General features: G+C 67.6%; 17 protein-coding genes. 12 read left to right on the forward strand and 5 right to left on the reverse strand.

Annotated features, from left to right (window positions below):
- The first annotated feature begins 108 nt into the window (after positions 1-108).
- Together AC1DFE_RS00710 and AC1DFE_RS00715 are read left to right on the forward strand one after the other, a co-directional pair.
- Positions 109-864: an ArsR/SmtB family transcription factor gene (locus tag AC1DFE_RS00710; protein WP_476904013.1), complete on the forward strand. Its 756-nt coding sequence runs from the start codon at positions 109-111 to the stop codon at positions 862-864.
- The gene (locus tag AC1DFE_RS00715) at positions 861-1,103 is read left to right on the forward strand and encodes a 2-nitropropane dioxygenase (RefSeq protein WP_476904014.1); all 243 of its coding nucleotides are present in this window, start codon (positions 861-863) and stop codon (positions 1,101-1,103) included. Before AC1DFE_RS00710 ends, AC1DFE_RS00715 begins: the two co-directional genes overlap by 4 nt.
- A gap of 72 nt (positions 1,104-1,175) precedes the next feature.
- On the opposite strand, the gene AC1DFE_RS00720 is transcribed toward AC1DFE_RS00715, so the two are convergent.
- Both AC1DFE_RS00720 and AC1DFE_RS00725 read right to left on the reverse strand, forming a co-directional pair.
- Positions 1,176-1,685: an Lrp/AsnC family transcriptional regulator gene (locus AC1DFE_RS00720; protein ID WP_476904015.1), complete on the reverse strand. Its 510-nt coding sequence runs from the start codon at positions 1,683-1,685 to the stop codon at positions 1,176-1,178.
- 118 nt (positions 1,686-1,803) lie between these two features.
- Entirely contained in the window at positions 1,804-3,075 is a 1,272-nt protein-coding gene (locus AC1DFE_RS00725; RefSeq protein ID WP_476904016.1) for an MFS transporter, read from the reverse strand.
- A 90-nt stretch (positions 3,076-3,165) separates the two neighbouring features.
- Between AC1DFE_RS00725 and AC1DFE_RS00730 the strand changes: the two genes are divergently transcribed.
- Positions 3,166-4,152, forward strand: a complete 987-nt coding sequence (locus tag AC1DFE_RS00730) for a LysR family transcriptional regulator (protein ID WP_476904017.1) — start codon at positions 3,166-3,168, stop codon at positions 4,150-4,152.
- A gap of 22 nt (positions 4,153-4,174) precedes the next feature.
- On the opposite strand, the gene AC1DFE_RS00735 is transcribed toward AC1DFE_RS00730, so the two are convergent.
- Positions 4,175-5,206, reverse strand: a complete 1,032-nt coding sequence (locus tag AC1DFE_RS00735) for a nitronate monooxygenase (RefSeq protein ID WP_476904018.1) — start codon at positions 5,204-5,206, stop codon at positions 4,175-4,177.
- A gap of 150 nt (positions 5,207-5,356) precedes the next feature.
- Between AC1DFE_RS00735 and AC1DFE_RS00740 the strand changes: the two genes are divergently transcribed.
- Positions 5,357-6,229 (forward strand): N-acetylglucosamine kinase, encoded by an 873-nt coding sequence (locus tag AC1DFE_RS00740; RefSeq protein WP_476904364.1) that lies wholly within the window; start codon positions 5,357-5,359, stop codon positions 6,227-6,229.
- A 56-nt stretch (positions 6,230-6,285) separates the two neighbouring features.
- On the opposite strand, the gene AC1DFE_RS00745 is transcribed toward AC1DFE_RS00740, so the two are convergent.
- The gene (locus AC1DFE_RS00745) at positions 6,286-7,326 is read right to left on the reverse strand and encodes a pirin family protein (RefSeq protein ID WP_476904019.1); all 1,041 of its coding nucleotides are present in this window, start codon (positions 7,324-7,326) and stop codon (positions 6,286-6,288) included.
- A gap of 55 nt (positions 7,327-7,381) precedes the next feature.
- Between AC1DFE_RS00745 and AC1DFE_RS00750 the strand changes: the two genes are divergently transcribed.
- The 8 genes from AC1DFE_RS00750 to AC1DFE_RS00785 all read left to right on the forward strand — a co-directional run bounded on the left by AC1DFE_RS00750 (position 7,382) and on the right by AC1DFE_RS00785 (position 15,391).
- The gene (locus AC1DFE_RS00750) at positions 7,382-7,849 is read left to right on the forward strand and encodes an NUDIX hydrolase (RefSeq protein ID WP_476904020.1); all 468 of its coding nucleotides are present in this window, start codon (positions 7,382-7,384) and stop codon (positions 7,847-7,849) included.
- Between the two features lie 354 nt (positions 7,850-8,203).
- Positions 8,204-9,265, forward strand: a complete 1,062-nt coding sequence (gene rsgA / locus AC1DFE_RS00755; protein WP_476904365.1) for a ribosome small subunit-dependent GTPase A — start codon at positions 8,204-8,206, stop codon at positions 9,263-9,265.
- A gap of 268 nt (positions 9,266-9,533) precedes the next feature.
- Complete coding sequence (locus tag AC1DFE_RS00760; RefSeq protein ID WP_476904021.1) at positions 9,534-10,622, forward strand: ABC transporter ATP-binding protein; 1,089 nt, start codon at positions 9,534-9,536, stop codon at positions 10,620-10,622.
- Positions 10,622-11,335 carry an ABC transporter permease gene (locus tag AC1DFE_RS00765; RefSeq protein ID WP_476904022.1) on the forward strand — a complete coding sequence of 238 codons (714 nt, stop codon included), beginning with the start codon at positions 10,622-10,624 and terminating at the stop codon, positions 11,333-11,335. The genes AC1DFE_RS00760 and AC1DFE_RS00765 overlap by 1 nt, the downstream gene beginning before the upstream one ends.
- Positions 11,332-12,075: an ABC transporter permease gene (locus tag AC1DFE_RS00770; RefSeq protein ID WP_476904023.1), complete on the forward strand. Its 744-nt coding sequence runs from the start codon at positions 11,332-11,334 to the stop codon at positions 12,073-12,075. The genes AC1DFE_RS00765 and AC1DFE_RS00770 overlap by 4 nt, the downstream gene beginning before the upstream one ends.
- Positions 12,072-13,031, forward strand: a complete 960-nt coding sequence (locus tag AC1DFE_RS00775; protein WP_476904024.1) for an ABC transporter substrate-binding protein — start codon at positions 12,072-12,074, stop codon at positions 13,029-13,031. Before AC1DFE_RS00770 ends, AC1DFE_RS00775 begins: the two co-directional genes overlap by 4 nt.
- Positions 13,032-13,280: 249 nt before the next feature.
- Entirely contained in the window at positions 13,281-14,501 is a 1,221-nt protein-coding gene (locus tag AC1DFE_RS00780) for a pyridoxal phosphate-dependent aminotransferase (RefSeq protein WP_476904025.1), read from the forward strand.
- 35 nt (positions 14,502-14,536) lie between these two features.
- Positions 14,537-15,391: a PPK2 family polyphosphate kinase gene (locus tag AC1DFE_RS00785; RefSeq protein WP_476904026.1), complete on the forward strand. Its 855-nt coding sequence runs from the start codon at positions 14,537-14,539 to the stop codon at positions 15,389-15,391.
- A gap of 43 nt (positions 15,392-15,434) precedes the next feature.
- On the opposite strand, the gene AC1DFE_RS00790 is transcribed toward AC1DFE_RS00785, so the two are convergent.
- Positions 15,435-15,623: an exodeoxyribonuclease VII small subunit gene (locus AC1DFE_RS00790; RefSeq protein WP_476904366.1), complete on the reverse strand. Its 189-nt coding sequence runs from the start codon at positions 15,621-15,623 to the stop codon at positions 15,435-15,437.
- Between the last annotated feature and the right edge of the window lie 55 nt (positions 15,624-15,678).

Genomic DNA, 15,678 nt, shown 5'->3' on the forward strand with positions numbered 1-15,678 from the left:
GCCGGAGCGCAGGCCAGGCAGGCCGCCGTCGTCAGATCGCACCCTCTGCAAAGAAAAGGTTGCAAAATAACCGTTGCAAAGAAACCTTTGCAAGCGTAGCCTTGCCGTATGGCCACCAAGCCGAACACCGAAGCCCATGAGGTGCAGGACATGCCGTACCCCGTCCGCAGGATGGACCCGGCCTCGCTCAAGGCGCTTGCCCACCCGTTGCGCGTCCAGATCCTGGAAATGCTGTCCCGGTACGGCGCGCAGACAGCGTGCAGCCTCGGCGAGCTGCTGGGGGAGTCCAGCGGTTCCACGAGCTATCACCTGCGCCAGCTGGCCAAGCACGACTTCGTTCGGGAGGTAGAAGGAAAGGGCACCGCGCGGGAGCGGTGGTGGGAACGGCCGCGCGGCGTCATCGAGGTGTCATCCCCTGAATTGGCGAGTTCCCCCGCCACCCAGGAAGCGTCGCGCCTGGTCAACCGCGAGTTCGAGCACCGCCGCCAGGCCGTCCTCGCCGACTTCATGGCGCACGGTGCGGACACCTTGGACCGGGACTGGCTGGAAGCCGCCACCGTGAGCACCGCCAACGTGCGGATGAACGAAGAGCAGCTGGCCGCCTACACGCGGGCCATGGAGGCCTACTCCTACAGGCTGCTGGAGGAAATCCGGAGCGAGGACGAGCAGGAAGGCGCCCGGCCGGTCCAGATCCACTTCAACGCCTTCCCCATACTCGGCGTCCCCGCATCCGCGGGCAACCGCAGGCAGCGCAAAGCACAGAACGCCGCACAGGACCTCGCCCAGAGCGCTGCACAGCCCGCCGCCGAGGCAGAACCGAACAGCACAAAGCAGACAACCAGCCCCGAAAGGAAAGAGCCATGAGCGCTCTGTCGGTCAACCACTCCCTCCCCTGCGCCGGCTACCGCCGAGCCTCCGTCCTGGAAGCCGTGGCCGTCCGTATAGGCGCCGGCCTGGTGGAATGGGCGGAGGGGCGCCGGATAGTTCTTGAGGAATCCGCCCGGCAGCAACGGGACGCCGCACGGCGCCGCGATGAACTCAGCCTCCTCCGGGGCGACCTCCTCGGAGTTGCGCACTCAGGTTTGCTTCTTCCCCGCCAGTAGCAGGAGCGGGACGGTAGTCCCGGTGAACCGGTTGTCCCGGCGAACCGGTTGTCCGGGGGGGGGGGGGGGTGGTCAGTCCTGATCCGGCAGCGGCCCGTGGTTGCCCTGCATGTGGTCGAACACCAGTGTGGTTTCGGTGTGGCCCACCACGGGGTCGGTGGCGAGGTTGTCCAGGACCCAGTCCCGCAGGTCCTCGGTGGTGGCGACGGCGATGTGCAGCAGGTAGTCCACCGAGCCCGACGTGTGGAAAGTTGACAGGACGGCGGGCAGCTTGGGGACGCGGGAGGTGAACCGGTCTATTTGCTCACGGTCGTGGGCACGGAGCCGGACGGCGATCAGGGCCTGCACTGACCGGCCGATCGCGGAAAGGCTCAGCTTCGCCTCAAACCCCTGGATGATGCCCCGGTCCGAGAGCGCGCGGGTTCGCATGAGGGCGGTGGAGGGGGCGATGCCCACCAGCTCGGCCAGCTGCTTGTTGGAGATCCGCGCATCGTCCACCAGTGCCGCCAGCAGCCGCTCATCGATGGCGTCCAGCGGTTCGTGCCCTGCCCCCGGCCGAATATTCTTCGCGCTGCTGTTCACGGATCCTCCTGAAGTGTCCTGCGTTCATCCTAGCGGCGCCGATCCTGCCAAGACATTCACGGGCAGGCGCCCGCTTCGAACATCTGCAGGATTCCAGCCCGCTTGGGCGGCGAATTATTCAGGGATGCTGCAGGCCCGCCTCATCCTGGTGCCGCGGCCGCCGCTGGTGGCCGGTGGCGGGATGCACGACGGCGGTGATCACCGCCGTCGTGCATCCCAGGATGATGACGGCGAGGGCCAGCGCCTGCCATCCGAGGGACTGGAACAGCAGACCTCCTGCCCAGCCCAGAATGCTGGAACCGAGGTAGTAGGCGAGGTTGTACAGCGAAGCTGCCTGCGCCCGGCCTGACTGGGCGATGGCTCCGGTCCACCCCGCGCCGATGCTGTGGGCCGCGAAGAAACCGCCGGTGAAGATGAAGAGCCCGGCCAGTATTAGCACCAGCACCTGGGTGAGGGTAAGGGCCAGGCCTGCTGCCATCACCGCAATGCCGGCAAGGAGTACCGTGCGCCGGCCGAATCGCTGCGTCAGGGCTCCAGCCCAGCGTGAGGTCACGGTGCCCGAAAGATAGGCCAGGAAGATGAGGCTGATCAGCGTGGCGGGAAGGCTGAAGGGTTCGCCGGACAGCCTGAACCCCAGATAGTTGTAGACGGCCACGAAACCGCCCATCAGAAGGAAGGCCTGCACGTAAAGTGCCAGCAGCCGCGGGTTGGCCAGGTGGCCGGACAGGGTCCTGGCCGCACCGCGGAAGCCAACGCCGTGGGACGCCCTGAAGCCGCGGGCCTTTGGGACAAGGACCAGGAAGAGCACGGCCGCCACGGTGGCAAGCACGGACACGGAGAGGGCCGCAGCGCGCCACCCCCACAATTCGCCGGCCGGACCGGCCACCAGCCTGCCGGCCAGCCCGCCCAGTGTGGTGCCGGCAACGTAGCTGCCCGCGGCCACGGCAGCGTGTGCCTTGTCGATCTCCTCGTTGAGGTAGGCGATGGCGATGGCCGGAATGCCGCCCAGGGCCATGCCCTCCAGCATCCGCAGGCCCAGCAGGATGGGGAAGGACGTGGCCAGCGGCACCAGTAGTCCGAGCGCCGTGGCCAGGCAGATTCCCCAGGTCATGGCCTTCACCCTCCCGATCCGGTCTGCGAGGAAGGACCAGGGAATGACAGTTACGGCGAGGCCAACGGTGGCCAGAGAAATGGTCAGGGCCGCTTCCGCAGCAGTAACCCGAAGCTCGGCGGCCATGACCGGCAGCACTGCCTGGGTGGAGTAGAGCTGGGCGAAGGTGGCCACGCCGGCGAACGCCAGTCCGGCCAGGATCCTGCCGTAAGCCTGTGACCCCTTAGGGTGCCCGTTCCACTGCTGGCTTCCGTGGGCATGCTTGTTGGGCGCTGGCATGTTTTCAGCGTAGATCTATGCTGACTGAGTATCCAATGCATGATTCATCAGTAATTCATGCCGGAACGGATTGAATTACGGAGGAAAACCGTGGACATCGAGCACAGGCAGCTGGTGCAGCTGCTGCCGATTCTGCCGCTGCTGGCCGAGCTGGGGCGGACCCAGCACATCACCGAAACAGCCGAACTGCTGGGGGTTCCGCAGTCGACCGTCAGCCGGGCGCTGGCGCGCGCCAGCGCCGTGGTGGGGACCGACCTGCTGGTCCGGGACGGCAGGGGCGTTCGGCTGACCCCTGCAGCCATTAGCCTGCTGCCCTACGTGGAATCGGCGCTCGCCGAGTTCCGCGCCGGTCTGGACCTTGTCCGGCACGAGTCGGAGGTGGTGCGCGGCCGGATCACCGTGACCTTCCAGCACACCTTCGGCGAAGCGACGCTGCCACTGCTCATCAGCGCGTTCCGGAGCCGCCACCCGCAGACGGAGTTCGATCTCAGCCAAGGCTCCCACGACAGCTGCCTGGCGGAGCTTTCCTCCGGGGCCGCCGACCTGGCCCTGACCGCACCCGTGGCGCCGCACAGCCGGACGATCGGGTCCGCCGCGCTGTACAGGGAACCGCTGCGTCTCGTGGTGCACCACCGGCACCGGCTGGCAGGCCGGAAGTCTGTGGCTGTGGCCGAGATCCGCAAAGACCCGTTCGTGGCGCTCGGATCCGGCTACGGGCTGCGCTCCCTGACGGATGTCCTGTTCCGGGAGGCCGGCTTCAGGCCGCGGATAGCCTTCGAAAGCCAGGATTCACATACGGCGCGCGGCCTGGTGTCCGCCGGGCTGGGTGTCAGCATCCTTCCTCCCGAGGGCGGCAACGGCCCGGGCCGCGGCGTCACCGCGGACACCGGCGACCTGGGCTGGGTCGAAATCGCACTGGAATCGGAGCTGGCGTACCGTGAGATCGGCCTGGCCTGGCGGGAGCGCCGCAGCGGGCGGGAGAGCGAACCGGATGCCGTGCGCCTCTTCCGCGAGCTGGTGCTGGAGGAGGGGCCCGGGCTGCTGGCCGGGCTGGTCCGGGCGCGGTCGGGCGCCTGAGCGGTGCCCTGGCGCCGGGCTGTTACCCGTCCAGGAGTGCGCCCACTGCTTCGGCCACCGGTCCTGTCCCGGCCGTGCGCCAGCCCTTGCCCGCCCAGAGGTTCAGCCGCTGCTGGTCGCCTTCGGCGGCTGCAGCCGCGCGGATGGGGGCGGTCAGGTGGTGGATGGCAGGGTAGCCCTCGGGGGCGTTCTGGTGGTCGCGGACAAAGTCGTTGACGAGTGCCCGGGCGTAGCGGCCGGTGAACGCCCGGGTGGGCGTTGTTTCGGTGAAACGCCCATCGCCCAGGGCGTCCTTGTGCAGCTGCCGCGCACCGCTTTCGTCGGTTCGCAGCAGCGCCGTTCCCACCTGGGCGGCGACCGCTCCGGCCGCAATCACCGACCTCACGGCGGCGGCGTCGGACACGGCGCCTGCCGCGATCAGCGGCAGCTCGACGCCGGCAGCCACCTCCCTGATCAGGTCAGCCGTCGACGGCGGCCTGCCGCCGGATTTCGTGATGGGCAGGAACGCCCCGGAGTGGGCTCCGGCGCTGCTGTGCTGGACGACCAGCGCATCCGCCCCGCGGTCCGCGGCCAGCTCGGCCTCGGCGCGGCTGGTGACCGTGGCGAGGACCGTCGACCCCGCCTTCCGGAGCGCCCCAACAACCGTGGCATCGGGGAGCCCGAACGCGAAGCTGACCAGTTCAACGGGGTGCTGCAGCAGCAGATCGATCTTCGCCTGCCAGGCATCGTCGTCATCAAGCACCAGGGGCGGCACGGTCACGCCGTAGCGCCGGGCGTCCCGGTCGAGGCTGCCCCGGTACTGCTCCAGCCGGGCCACGGCGTCGGGGGAGGGGTTCAGCTGTGCAGGGTCCGGCACAAAAACGTTGACGCCGAACCGGACGCCTGCGTCCCGGCAGGCGCGGATCTCCGTGCTGACCGCGTCCGCACTCTTGTAGCCCGCGGCGAGGAAGCCCAGGCCTCCGGCGCGATGGACGGCCTGGACGAAGTCCGGCGTGGAGGTCCCGCCCGCCATGGGCGCTGCAATGATGCGGGCATTGATCTCGGCATGGGGCATGGCCGGCTCCTTGGGGCTAATCAGTAATCTGTTCTGGTGACTAACTCTGACAACCTATCCGGTGCGGCCCCTGCCGCGTCCAATGCTTATTCGTCCGGCACAGTCCCGTCCGGCGCCCCCAGCTCCAGCACCGCCGGCTCCAACGACGTCGTGATTGGCCTGGATATAGGCGGCACCAAGACGAGGGGCGTCCGCTTTGAGCACGGGGAGCCGGTAGCCGACCAGAGCGTGGGAAGCGCCAACGTCCAGAACGTCAGCCGCGCCGACGCCGCCGCGCACCTTGCCGAACTTTTCGCCAGAATCGGCCGGGGCCCGGTTTCCCGCGTGTACGCGGGCGCAGGCGGGATCGACACCGCTGAGGACGCCGCCGCCCTGGCCGCCCTCATCGAGCCGCACGCCCCGGGGGCGAGGATTACCGTGGTGCACGACTCCAGGCTGCTGCTCGCCGCCGGCGGCGCCAGCACCGGCGTCGCCGTCATTGCGGGCACCGGCTCGGCCGCCTGGGGCATGAACGGGCGCGGCGAGGAGGTACGGGCCGGCGGCTGGGGCTACCTCCTGGGCGACGAAGGCAGCGGGTACTGGCTGGGCCGCGAGGCAGTCCGCCACAGCCTGCGGCGCATGAACCAGGGACAGGAGCCGGACGAGCTGACCCGGGCGCTCCTGGATGCCTGCAAGACCGATGACCCCAACAAGCTGATCGCGCTGTTCCACTCCCCGGACACCGGACGCCGCTTCTGGGCGCAGCAGGCCCGGCTGGTGGTTGAGGCAGCCGACGCAGGCCACATCGTCAGCCGCGGACTGGTTGACCAGGCAGGCAAGGACCTGGCCGACATGGCCGGCCAGGTCCTGAAGCAGCTGGGGCTGAACGGCCCGGTCATTCTGGGCAGTGGCCTGGGCATGAACGTCGTCCGGCTCCAGGAATCCTTCCGGAAGCACCTGGCCGCCGCAGGAGTCGTCGACGTGCGGATCCTGGAACAGGACCCCGTCTTCGGCGTTCCCTTGCTGGTCCGCGACCAGGCCTGACACCCGCGCTGTATCCCTTGGTGCTTGGACGGAACCAGCCAAGGGCCGCCTGACGGTTAGGACCTGGTCCGCGGACTGAGCTCCACGCCGGGCAAAGGCGGTGCGGGGATCCTGCCGGCCTCGCGGCCGGCCTCCGCGCCGTGGACCAGGCCGAAGCGGGCTGTTTCCGCGTCCTGGTCGGGGAGCGCGGCCTGGGCTTCCCAGTCCGCCCGCGCCTGCGCGACGTCCGCATGCGTCCTGCCCACGAAGTTCCACCATATCAGCAGCTCCTCCTCCAGCGGCTCGCCGCCGATCAGCAGGAACCTCGTATCAGGCAGGGCGTCCACGGCCAGGACCTCGCGCCCGGCCCCCAGGTAGCCCAGCGGCCCCGGGCCGATCTCCTGCCCGTCCACCGTCAGGCCGCCGTCGAGCACCAGGACGGCATGCTCAAACGACGGGTCCAGCGGGAAAGCGGCGGCGCCGTCGCAGCGGACGTCCGCCCCGACAATCGGCGTGTACATCGTGGCCGGCGAGGAAGCGCCGGCGAAGGTTCCCACCAGCACTGTGGCCGAGAAGCCAGGGCCATGGACCGCCGGCAGGTCGCGGTGCTGCTCGAAGGCCGGCGGCCTGTCCCGCTCCCCGTCCGGCAACGCGACCCACAGCTGCAGCCCGCGCTGCAGCGGAAGCCCTGCACCGCCGTCGTCCGTGCCGCCGCCGGCGGCCGTCACGGGCAGGACGGCAAACTCGGAGTGCGAGACGCCGTGGCCGGCGGTCATGATGTTCAGCTCGCCCGGACGGACAATGACGTCGCTGCCCACGCTGTCACGGTGCCTGATTTGCCCCGCCAGCGGCCATGTCACGGTCTGCAGGCCGGTATGCGGATGCGGCAGCACGGACATCGCCGTCCGGTCGGGGCCGAAGCTGTCCAGGAAGCACCAGGCACCCACGGTCGGCAGGCCACGCTGCGGCAGGGTGCGGAGCACCGTCATGGCGCGGACCCCGCCCAGCGGCACCTCGCGTGCCGGCCACAGCTGCAGACACGGCCCCGATCCCGTCCCTGTGTCGGGGCCGGCGGGCGGGCAGGTTTCCTCCTGCGGGAGTAGCTCCAGATTCGTCACAGTCCCACTTTAGGGCGGCCGTCCCCTTGCCGATAGCGCGGGCTACGCTGGAGCAATGACCGTTCTCTTCGACACCCGCCCCGCCGCCTACGCGGTGATCATCCGCGACGGCGCCATCCTGCTGGCGTACTGGAAGCAGGACGGCAAGGAAGGCTGGACGCTGCCCGGCGGAGGGCTGGACCTGGCCGAACATCCGGTGGATGGCTGCATCCGTGAGGTCTTCGAGGAGACGGGCTACCACGCCGAAATCGGTGCGATGCTCGGCATCGACGTCGGGCACTGGCCCGGGGGTTCACGGCTGGACGGTGCTGACCGCGACTTCCAGGCGCTCCGCCTGGTTTATGAGGCGAGGGTGACGGGCGGGGAACTTACCCACGAAACGAACGGCACCACTACCCACGCCGCGTGGATACCGCTGCAGGACGTCGGCGCGCTGAACAGGGTGTCGCTTGTCGACGCCGCGCTGCGGCTGTTCCGGGAGCGGCCGGTCAACGGAAAGCTGGACTCAGATTTCCCGGACTGAATTTCCGGCCGCAACCCGGTTTCCCTAGCCAGCCGGCGCACCGCTGGCTATTCTGGGGAAGTCCCCGGACAGTCTGTCCGCTGGAGGCCAGTCTGGGATGAACTAAGCACGGGGGAGGTGGACCTGATGATTGCAGAATGCGTGCGCGCTTGGCGCCCTAACGAAAACACCTTCATTACTCCTGCCCCCGCTGCCGCCCACTTTTAGCCGGTCCAGCGCTCAGCGCGCTGCTTTGCCGCCCGGCGGCGCTTCGGGGCCAACCCGAGGTTCACAGTGAAAAATTCCTTCGGCATTCGTGCCAACCAGCTTCAAAACCAAACCCCCAAGCCAACGCCTTCAGAAGACCCGGAACTCCTGCCCGGGCCGAGTCGGTACGGCTTCACGGAGGCCGCGGCGCAGCACTTCGCGGCACATCCGGCCGACGGCGGCGAGGCCGCCGCCCGCGTTGTCCGGGTGGACCGGAACCGGATTGTCGCGGCCACGGCCGACGAACTGGTGCACCTGCCGTACCCGGCCGGCGCCGTGCCGGCGACCGGCGACTGGATCTGGCTCGGCCGCAACCGGGCGGCGGAACCGGCCGTCGTCGGCGTTCTTCCCCGTACGTCCGAACTGAGCCGTAAGCGCGCCTTCGACCCGTCCACGGAGGCGCAGGTCCTCGCCGCGAACATCGACATGGTGGGCGTGGTTGTTCCCGTGGACCGGCCGCTGAGCCACAACAGGCTCGAACGGACACTTGTGGCCGTCTGGGACTCCGGTGCCACCCCGCTGGTGATCATCACCAAGGCGGACCTGGCGGACCTCGCCGATGACGTCGTCGGGAAGGTGATCCTGCAGGCCGCAGGCGTGGACGTGGTGACCACCTCTGCGGAGCAGGGGGACGGCATTGACGAACTCCTGTCCCGGGTACAGCCGGGGTGGACGCTCGCCCTGCTAGGGCCCTCCGGCGCAGGAAAGTCCACGCTCATCAACGCGCTCGTGGGGCACCACGTCCAGTCGACAGGCGGCGTGCGGGCCGCGGACGGCAGGGGGCGGCACACCACGACCTCGCGGGAGCTGGTGCCGCTGCCCAACGGAGCCGTGCTGATGGACACTCCCGGTGTCCGCGGCTTCGGGCTGTTCGACGCCGAAGACGGGATGGAGGAGATGTTCGGCGACCTGCAGGTGCTTTTCGGGCAGTGCCGCTTCTCCGACTGCGCCCATGACAGGGAACCCGGGTGCGCCGTGCGGGCGGCGCTCGACGACGGGTCCCTCGAGGAGAGGCGGTGGGCCAGCTACCTCAAGCTCCAGCGCGAGCTCGCCGCCCTTGAACGGCGCCACGACAGTGCAGCGAGACGGGCGTACCAGCGGGAATGGCACCAGAAAGTGGTGGTGGCGAGCCGGAGCCAGCGAGCGGCCGAACGCTACCGCCACTCCTGAAGCTGGAGTTTTTGTCCAGATAATGGCCGCTTCGGGGGCATTTGGACCCATTATCTGGACAAAAACTCCTCCACCCATCCGGGAAGGGGCTGGCGCCGAATCAAAGGTGTTTGTCTCCGAATGATTACGGTATCCGCGCCCGCCCCAGTTTTGCTCCAGCCAGTGGTTACGCTGTGTCAAGACGCGCTTTACAGCCAAAAAACGGCGTGCTTATGATCATTTCGCTTTACCGTCCGATGTTGCCGCCCAACAGTTAGGTAAGCCGGGTATGGCCGAAGCCATGATTGAGTTCCGGAGCGTCACCAAGCAGTACCAGGGCGGGCAACCGGCGGTGGACCAGCTGAGCATGTCCATTGACCAGGGCTCCATCACGGTGTTCGTAGGACCATCAGGCTGCGGCAAGACCACCTCCCTGCGCATGATCAACCGGATGGTGGAGCCCACGTCCGGGACCATCACGGTCGGCGGGCGCGACGTCACCTCCGTGCCCGCTGCCGAGCTCCGCCGCTCCATGGGCTACGTGATGCAGTCGTCCGGGCTGATGCCGCACCGCTCCGTCATTGACAACATTGCCACCGTGCCGCGGCTCAACGGCGTGCCAAAGGCTGACGCCCGCAAGCGTGCGGAAGAACTGCTCGACGTCGTGGGCCTGGCTCCGTCGCTGGGCAAACGGTACCCGTCACAGCTCTCGGGCGGCCAGCAGCAGCGCGTCGGCGTCGCCCGGGCGCTCGCGGCCGATCCGCCCGTGCTGCTGATGGACGAACCCTTCAGCGCCGTGGATCCCGTGGTCCGCGACGAGCTGCAGCAGGAACTCCTGCGGCTGCAGCGCGACCTGGCCAAGACCATCGTCTTTGTCACCCACGACATCGACGAAGCCACCGTGCTGGGCGACAAGGTGGCGGTCTTCGCCGTCGGCGGCAAGCTGGCACAGTACGCCGCGCCGGAGGAGATTCTCCGGGCACCGGCCAACGAGTTCGTGGCTTCCTTCGTGGGCCGGGACCGCGGGTTCCGGCACCTCGCCTTCACCACGGCCGACGGCGTCACGGTCCATCCCGTGGACACGGTCACCAGGGGCAGGGACGCCACTTCACATACGGACAGTTGGCGCCTGGTGGTGGACGACCAGCAGCGCCCGCTGGGCTGGGAAGGCCCCGGCCTGGACTCCCAGCTCATTCCGGGCGGCTCACTGTTCCGGCCGGGCGACACCCTCCGGCGTGCCCTGGACGCCGCCCTGTCCTCGCCCTCGGGACTCGGCGTCGCGGTCGACGGCGACGGCAAGGTTGCCGGAGTGGTCAAGGGGGCGGAGGTGCTCTCCGTCATCGAGTCCGCACGCCGGACCCGGCAGGGCGCACCCTGATGGAGTGGTTCCTGGCGAACAGCCCCATGGTCTTTGAACGGGCCGGCCAGCACCTGGTCCTGGCCTTGGTTCCGATGGTCCTGGGCCTGCTGATCTCCATCCCGCTGGCACAGCTATCGCGGCGGCACAGCGCACTCCGGCAGCTCGTGTCCACGGTGAGTTCGCTGCTCTACACCATCCCGTCCCTGGCGCTGTTCATCATCCTGCCGCCGCTGCTCGGAACCCGCATCCTTGACCCGCTGAACGTCATTGTGGCCCTGACCATCTACGCCGTCGCGCTGCTGGTGCGGGCGGCCATGGACGCCTTCGATTCGGTGGACGATGACCTCCGGCAGGCGGCCGTTGCCATGGGCTACAAGCCGGCCGCCCGGTTCCTGCAGATCGACCTGCCGCTGTCCCTGCCCGTGATGTTCGCCGGCCTCCGCGTGGTGTCGGTAAGCAACATTTCGCTGGTGAGCGTTGCCGCCCTGCTGGGGGTGGGAAACCTGGGGATGCTGTTCACGGACGGGCTGCAACGGAACTTTGTCACGGAAGTGGTGGTGGGGATTGTTGCCATCCTGCTGCTGGCCGTGGTTATGGACGCGCTGCTGGTGATTCTTGAACGGGTCCTCACGCCCTGGACCAGGGCCGGTTCGGTTCGGACCGACGCGCAGGCCCAGTCCGGCGCGGAATTCATCGCCGACGCCAAGGTGCACGCGGGGGCCGGATCATGAACATCTTCACCGAAACATTCGCCTGGCTCGCCAACCCGTTGCACTGGTCCGGCCCGGGGGGAATCCCCGTCCGCCTGCTCGAACACCTGCAGTACAGCGGCCTGGTCCTGGTCATCGCCGCCGCCATCGCGGTTCCCGTGGGGCTCTTCATCGGGCACACCGGCCGGGGCCGGGTGGTGGCCGTGGCCGTGGCTGGCGCGCTCCGGGCCCTGCCCACGCTCGGGCTCCTCGTGCTGTTCGCCCTCGTTGCCGGCAGCGGCCTCATGCCGCCGGTGTGGGCGCTAGTCATCCTCACCGTGCCGCCGCTGCTGGCCGGCACCTACGCCGGCATCTCCAGCGTGGACTCCAACGTGGTGGACGCCGCCCGCGCCATGGGCATGAAAGAGTTGCAGGTCCTGTTCGGCGTGGAGGTTCCCAACGGGCTACTGGTCATGTTCGGCGGTATCCGCACCGCTGTGCTGCAGGTGATCGCCACGGTGTCGGTGGTGGCGTACCTTCCGCTCGGCGGCCTCGGACGGTACCTGTTCGACGGGCTGGTGCTCCAGGACTTCCCGCGGATGCTGGCAGGCTCGCTGCTCATCGCAGCCCTGGCCATCGTGGTTGACCTGGTCCTGGCGGCCGCGCAGCGGCTGCTCGTTTCGCCCGGACTCACCGCTCGTTCCAAAGGCGGCCGCAAGGCCGCCACCGATCTCTCGGCCGCCGCGCCCGCGGCAGCCGTTGTTCAAGGAGGCACCGCATGAAGTATCCCGTCCGCACGACTCTTACCCGCCGTGGCCTGGGCGGCCTCGCCGCCGGTGTCGGCGTCGCCCTTGCCCTTTCGGCGTGCAGCAGCGGCAACCCGCTGTCGTCCCCCAGCACGAGTTCAACCGGCGGTGCCACGTCCGGCGGTTCCCTCGTCGTCGGCTCCGCGGACTTCCCCGAAAGCCAGATCATCGCGGAAATCTACGCCGGTGCTTTGAACGCGGCCGGGGTCACCGCCACCACCAAGCCGAACATCGGCTCGCGTGAGATCTACTTCAAGGCCGTCCAGGACGGATCGGTAGACGTCGTTCCGGACTACTCCGGCAACCTCCTGTCCCACGTCGATGCGCAGGCGGCAGAGGTCACGCCGGAGGACATCTTCAAGGCGCTGCAGGGCAAGCTGCCGCAGGGACTCGCCGTGCTCGATCCGTCCAAGGCCGAGGACAAGGACGCCATGGTGGTCACCAAGGCCACCGCGGAAAAGTACCAGCTGAAGTCCATCGAGGACCTGGCCAAGGTCTGCAAGGACCTGACCATGGCCGCGCCGGCCACCTTTGAAACGCGGTCCTACGGGTTCCCGGGGCTCAAGACGAACTACGGCTGCGAACTCAAGGCGCTGAAGCCCTTCAGCGACGGCGGCGGCAACCTGACGCTGCAGGCTCTCCTGAACGATGAAGTCCAGGTGGCCGACATCTTCACCACCACGCCGTCCATCGCCGACAATGACCTGGTGGTGCTGGAGGACCCGAAGAACAACTTCAAGGCACAGCAGGTGCTGCCGCTCTACAACACGGCCAAGGTGACGGACAAGGCGAAGGAAGCGCTCAACAACGTCTCCAAGATCCTCACCACCGACGATCTGATCAGCCTCAACCGTGCGGTCAGCGGTAACCAGAAGCAGAACGCCAAGGACGCGGCCGCTGCATGGCTGAAGGACAAGGGCATCGTCAAGTAGCCCGGGTGGCTGACTAGGCGAGTACGACGGCGGCTGCCGGTTCCGCTGGGACCGGCAGCCGCCGTCGTAGTTAAGCGGATGACGGCGCGAACCCAACTGACTGGCAGTTGTTGTCGTTATGAAGCCTCAAAACGACAACAACTGCGAGCTACTTGGGGGCGCTGTCGGCTGGTTCGTTACGACCGGAGCCAAGCTCTGTGTGAGGCACGTCTCCCCGGAAGGACATCCCGCTTGTGGCATATTTGATGAATGGCAGAATTCAAGCAGTCCACCAAGCTTCATAATGTCCTTTACGACATCCGTGGACCGATTCTTCAGGCCGCCCAGCAGATGGAGGCAGAGGGTCACCGCATCCTCAAACTGAACATCGGCAACCCCGCACCCTTCGGTTTTGAAGCGCCGGACGCGATCCTGGTGGACATGATCCGCCACCTGCCCCACGCCCAGGGATACAGCGACTCGCGCGGCATCTTCTCCGCCCGCACCGCCGTCTCGCAGTACTACCAGACCCGCGGCATCCAGAGCATCCACGTGGACGACATCTACCTGGGCAACGGCGTCAGCGAACTCATCACCATGTCGCTGATGGCCCTGCTCGAAGAGGGCGACGAAATCCTCATCCCCACCCCGGACTATCCGCTGTGGACCGCGTCCGTGGCGCTGGCCGGCGGACGTCCCGTGCACTACCTCTGCGACGAGGAGTCCGGCTGGCAGCCCGACCTGGAGGACCTCGAGGCCAAGATCTCGCCCCGCACCAAGGGCATCGTGGTGATCAACCCGAACAATCCCACCGGGGCCGTGTACCCGGAAAGCACGCTGCGCAAGATTGTTGCCCTCGCGGAAAAGCACGGGCTGGTGATCTTCGCCGACGAGATCTACGAGAAGATCCTCTACGAGGACGCCGTGCACGTAAACATGGCCGGGCTCACCGGGGACGACGTGCTGTGCCTGACATTCAGCGGGCTGTCCAAGGCGTACCGCGTCTGCGGTTACCGTGCGGGATGGATGGCGATCTCCGGGCCCAAAAAGGATGCCGCGGACTATCTTGAAGGCATCAACCTGCTCGCCAATATGCGGCTCTGCGCCAACGTCCCGGCCCAGCACGCCATCCAGACCGCCCTGGGCGGGTACCAGAGCATCAGCGACCTCATCCTGCCCGGCGGCCGGTTGCTGGAACAGCGCAACAAGGCGTATGAGATGCTCAACGCCATCCCCGGTGTCAGCACCCAGCAGGCGCGGGGGGCCCTTTACCTGTTCCCCAAGCTGGACCCGGAGGTCTACAACATCCGGGACGACGAAAAGTTCGTCCTGGACCTGCTCAAGGAACAGAAGATCCTGGTCTCCCACGGCCGGGCGTTCAACTGGGTCCGGCCCGACCACTTCCGGATGGTAACCCTGCCGAACGTCAAGGACATCGAGGAAGCAATTGGCCGGATGGGAGACTTCCTCAGCAGGTACGAGGGGAACTAGCCTTTACCCACAGACAACTGCGGAAAGAGGACCCGATGGCCGGCGTTGTGGAATTCACGAAGTTACCCTCCGAGTCCTTGAAAGTTGGCAAGGGCTTCAAGCTGGCCGACGTTGACCCGGACACCACCCTGGGTTATCCGGGGAACAAGGCCGACGGCGAGCTGCTGCTCGAGGAGTTGGACGCGAAGCTGGCAGACCTTCAGGAGAAGCTGTTTGCCGAGTCCAAGTTCGGCGGCAGCAAGAGGGTTCTCCTGATCCTGCAGGGGATGGACACCGCCGGCAAGGGTGGAATCGTGAAGCACGTGCTGGGCGCCATGGATCCCCAGGGCGTCCAGTTCAAGTCCTTCAAGGCCCCAACCCCCGAGGAGCGTGCCTACGACTTTCTCTGGCGGATCGAACGGGAAGTCCCGGCGGCCGGCATGCTGGGGGTCTTTGACCGGTCCCACTACGAGGATGTCCTGATCCACCGGGTGCACCGCTGGGCGGACCCGAAGGAGCTGGAACGCCGCTACCGGGCCATCAACGAGTTTGAAGCCCGGCAGGCGGCGGTGGGCACCAAGGTGGTCAAGGTCATGCTGCACATCAGCAATGACGAGCAGAAAGAGCGGCTGCTGGCCCGGCTGGACAATCCGGCCAAGCACTGGAAGTACAACACCGAGGACCTCAAACAGCGCGCCTTCTGGAACGACTACATGGACGCGTACCAGGCAGCCTTCGATGCCACCAACGCGGAACATGCGCCCTGGTACGTCGTGCCGGCCAGCAAGAAATGGTATGCGCGCATAGCGGTGCAGCAGCTGCTGCTGGAGGGACTCGGCGAGCTGGAACTGGAGTGGCCCAAGGCCGAGTTCGACGTTGAAGCCGAGCGCCGCCTCGTGGAACGGTCCTGAATTGCCCGTGAGGTCCTGAACCGGGCTTAGCCCCCGCTGGTGTTCAGGCGTCCTTGCGGGCAGCGGCGAGCCTTTTCCTGGCGCCTTCGAGCCATTCCTCGCAGCGCCGTGCCAGGGCCTCGCCCCGCTCCCATAAGGCCAGGGAGTCCTCGAGGCTGGTTCCGCCGGCCTCGAGCTTGGAGACCACAGCCACCAGCTGTTCCCGCGCCTCCTCGTAACTGAGGGCATCGATGTCCGGAGGAAGGGCGACGCCGCCGGGCTGGCCTGCGTTGGCCGTTGTGGTGCCC

It is taken from the genome of Arthrobacter sp. 05T423, from assembly GCF_056396245.1.

Excerpts from the sequence above, each read along its gene's own strand:
- AC1DFE_RS00710 (WP_476904013.1), top strand. The coding sequence starts at position 109 with ATGGCCACCAAGCCGAACACCGAAGCCCATGAGGTGCAGGACATGCCG.
- AC1DFE_RS00715 (WP_476904014.1), top strand. The coding sequence starts at position 861 with ATGAGCGCTCTGTCGGTCAACCACTCCCTCCCCTGCGCCGGCTACCGC.
- AC1DFE_RS00725 (WP_476904016.1), bottom strand. The coding sequence starts at position 3,075 with ATGCCAGCGCCCAACAAGCATGCCCACGGAAGCCAGCAGTGGAACGGG.
- AC1DFE_RS00735 (WP_476904018.1), bottom strand. The coding sequence starts at position 5,206 with ATGCCCCATGCCGAGATCAATGCCCGCATCATTGCAGCGCCCATGGCG.
- AC1DFE_RS00750 (WP_476904020.1), top strand. The coding sequence starts at position 7,382 with ATGACCGTTCTCTTCGACACCCGCCCCGCCGCCTACGCGGTGATCATC.
- AC1DFE_RS00760 (WP_476904021.1), top strand. The coding sequence starts at position 9,534 with ATGGCCGAAGCCATGATTGAGTTCCGGAGCGTCACCAAGCAGTACCAG.
- AC1DFE_RS00765 (WP_476904022.1), top strand. The coding sequence starts at position 10,622 with ATGGAGTGGTTCCTGGCGAACAGCCCCATGGTCTTTGAACGGGCCGGC.
- AC1DFE_RS00770 (WP_476904023.1), top strand. The coding sequence starts at position 11,332 with ATGAACATCTTCACCGAAACATTCGCCTGGCTCGCCAACCCGTTGCAC.
- AC1DFE_RS00775 (WP_476904024.1), top strand. The coding sequence starts at position 12,072 with ATGAAGTATCCCGTCCGCACGACTCTTACCCGCCGTGGCCTGGGCGGC.
- AC1DFE_RS00780 (WP_476904025.1), top strand. The coding sequence starts at position 13,281 with ATGGCAGAATTCAAGCAGTCCACCAAGCTTCATAATGTCCTTTACGAC.
- AC1DFE_RS00785 (WP_476904026.1), top strand. The coding sequence starts at position 14,537 with ATGGCCGGCGTTGTGGAATTCACGAAGTTACCCTCCGAGTCCTTGAAA.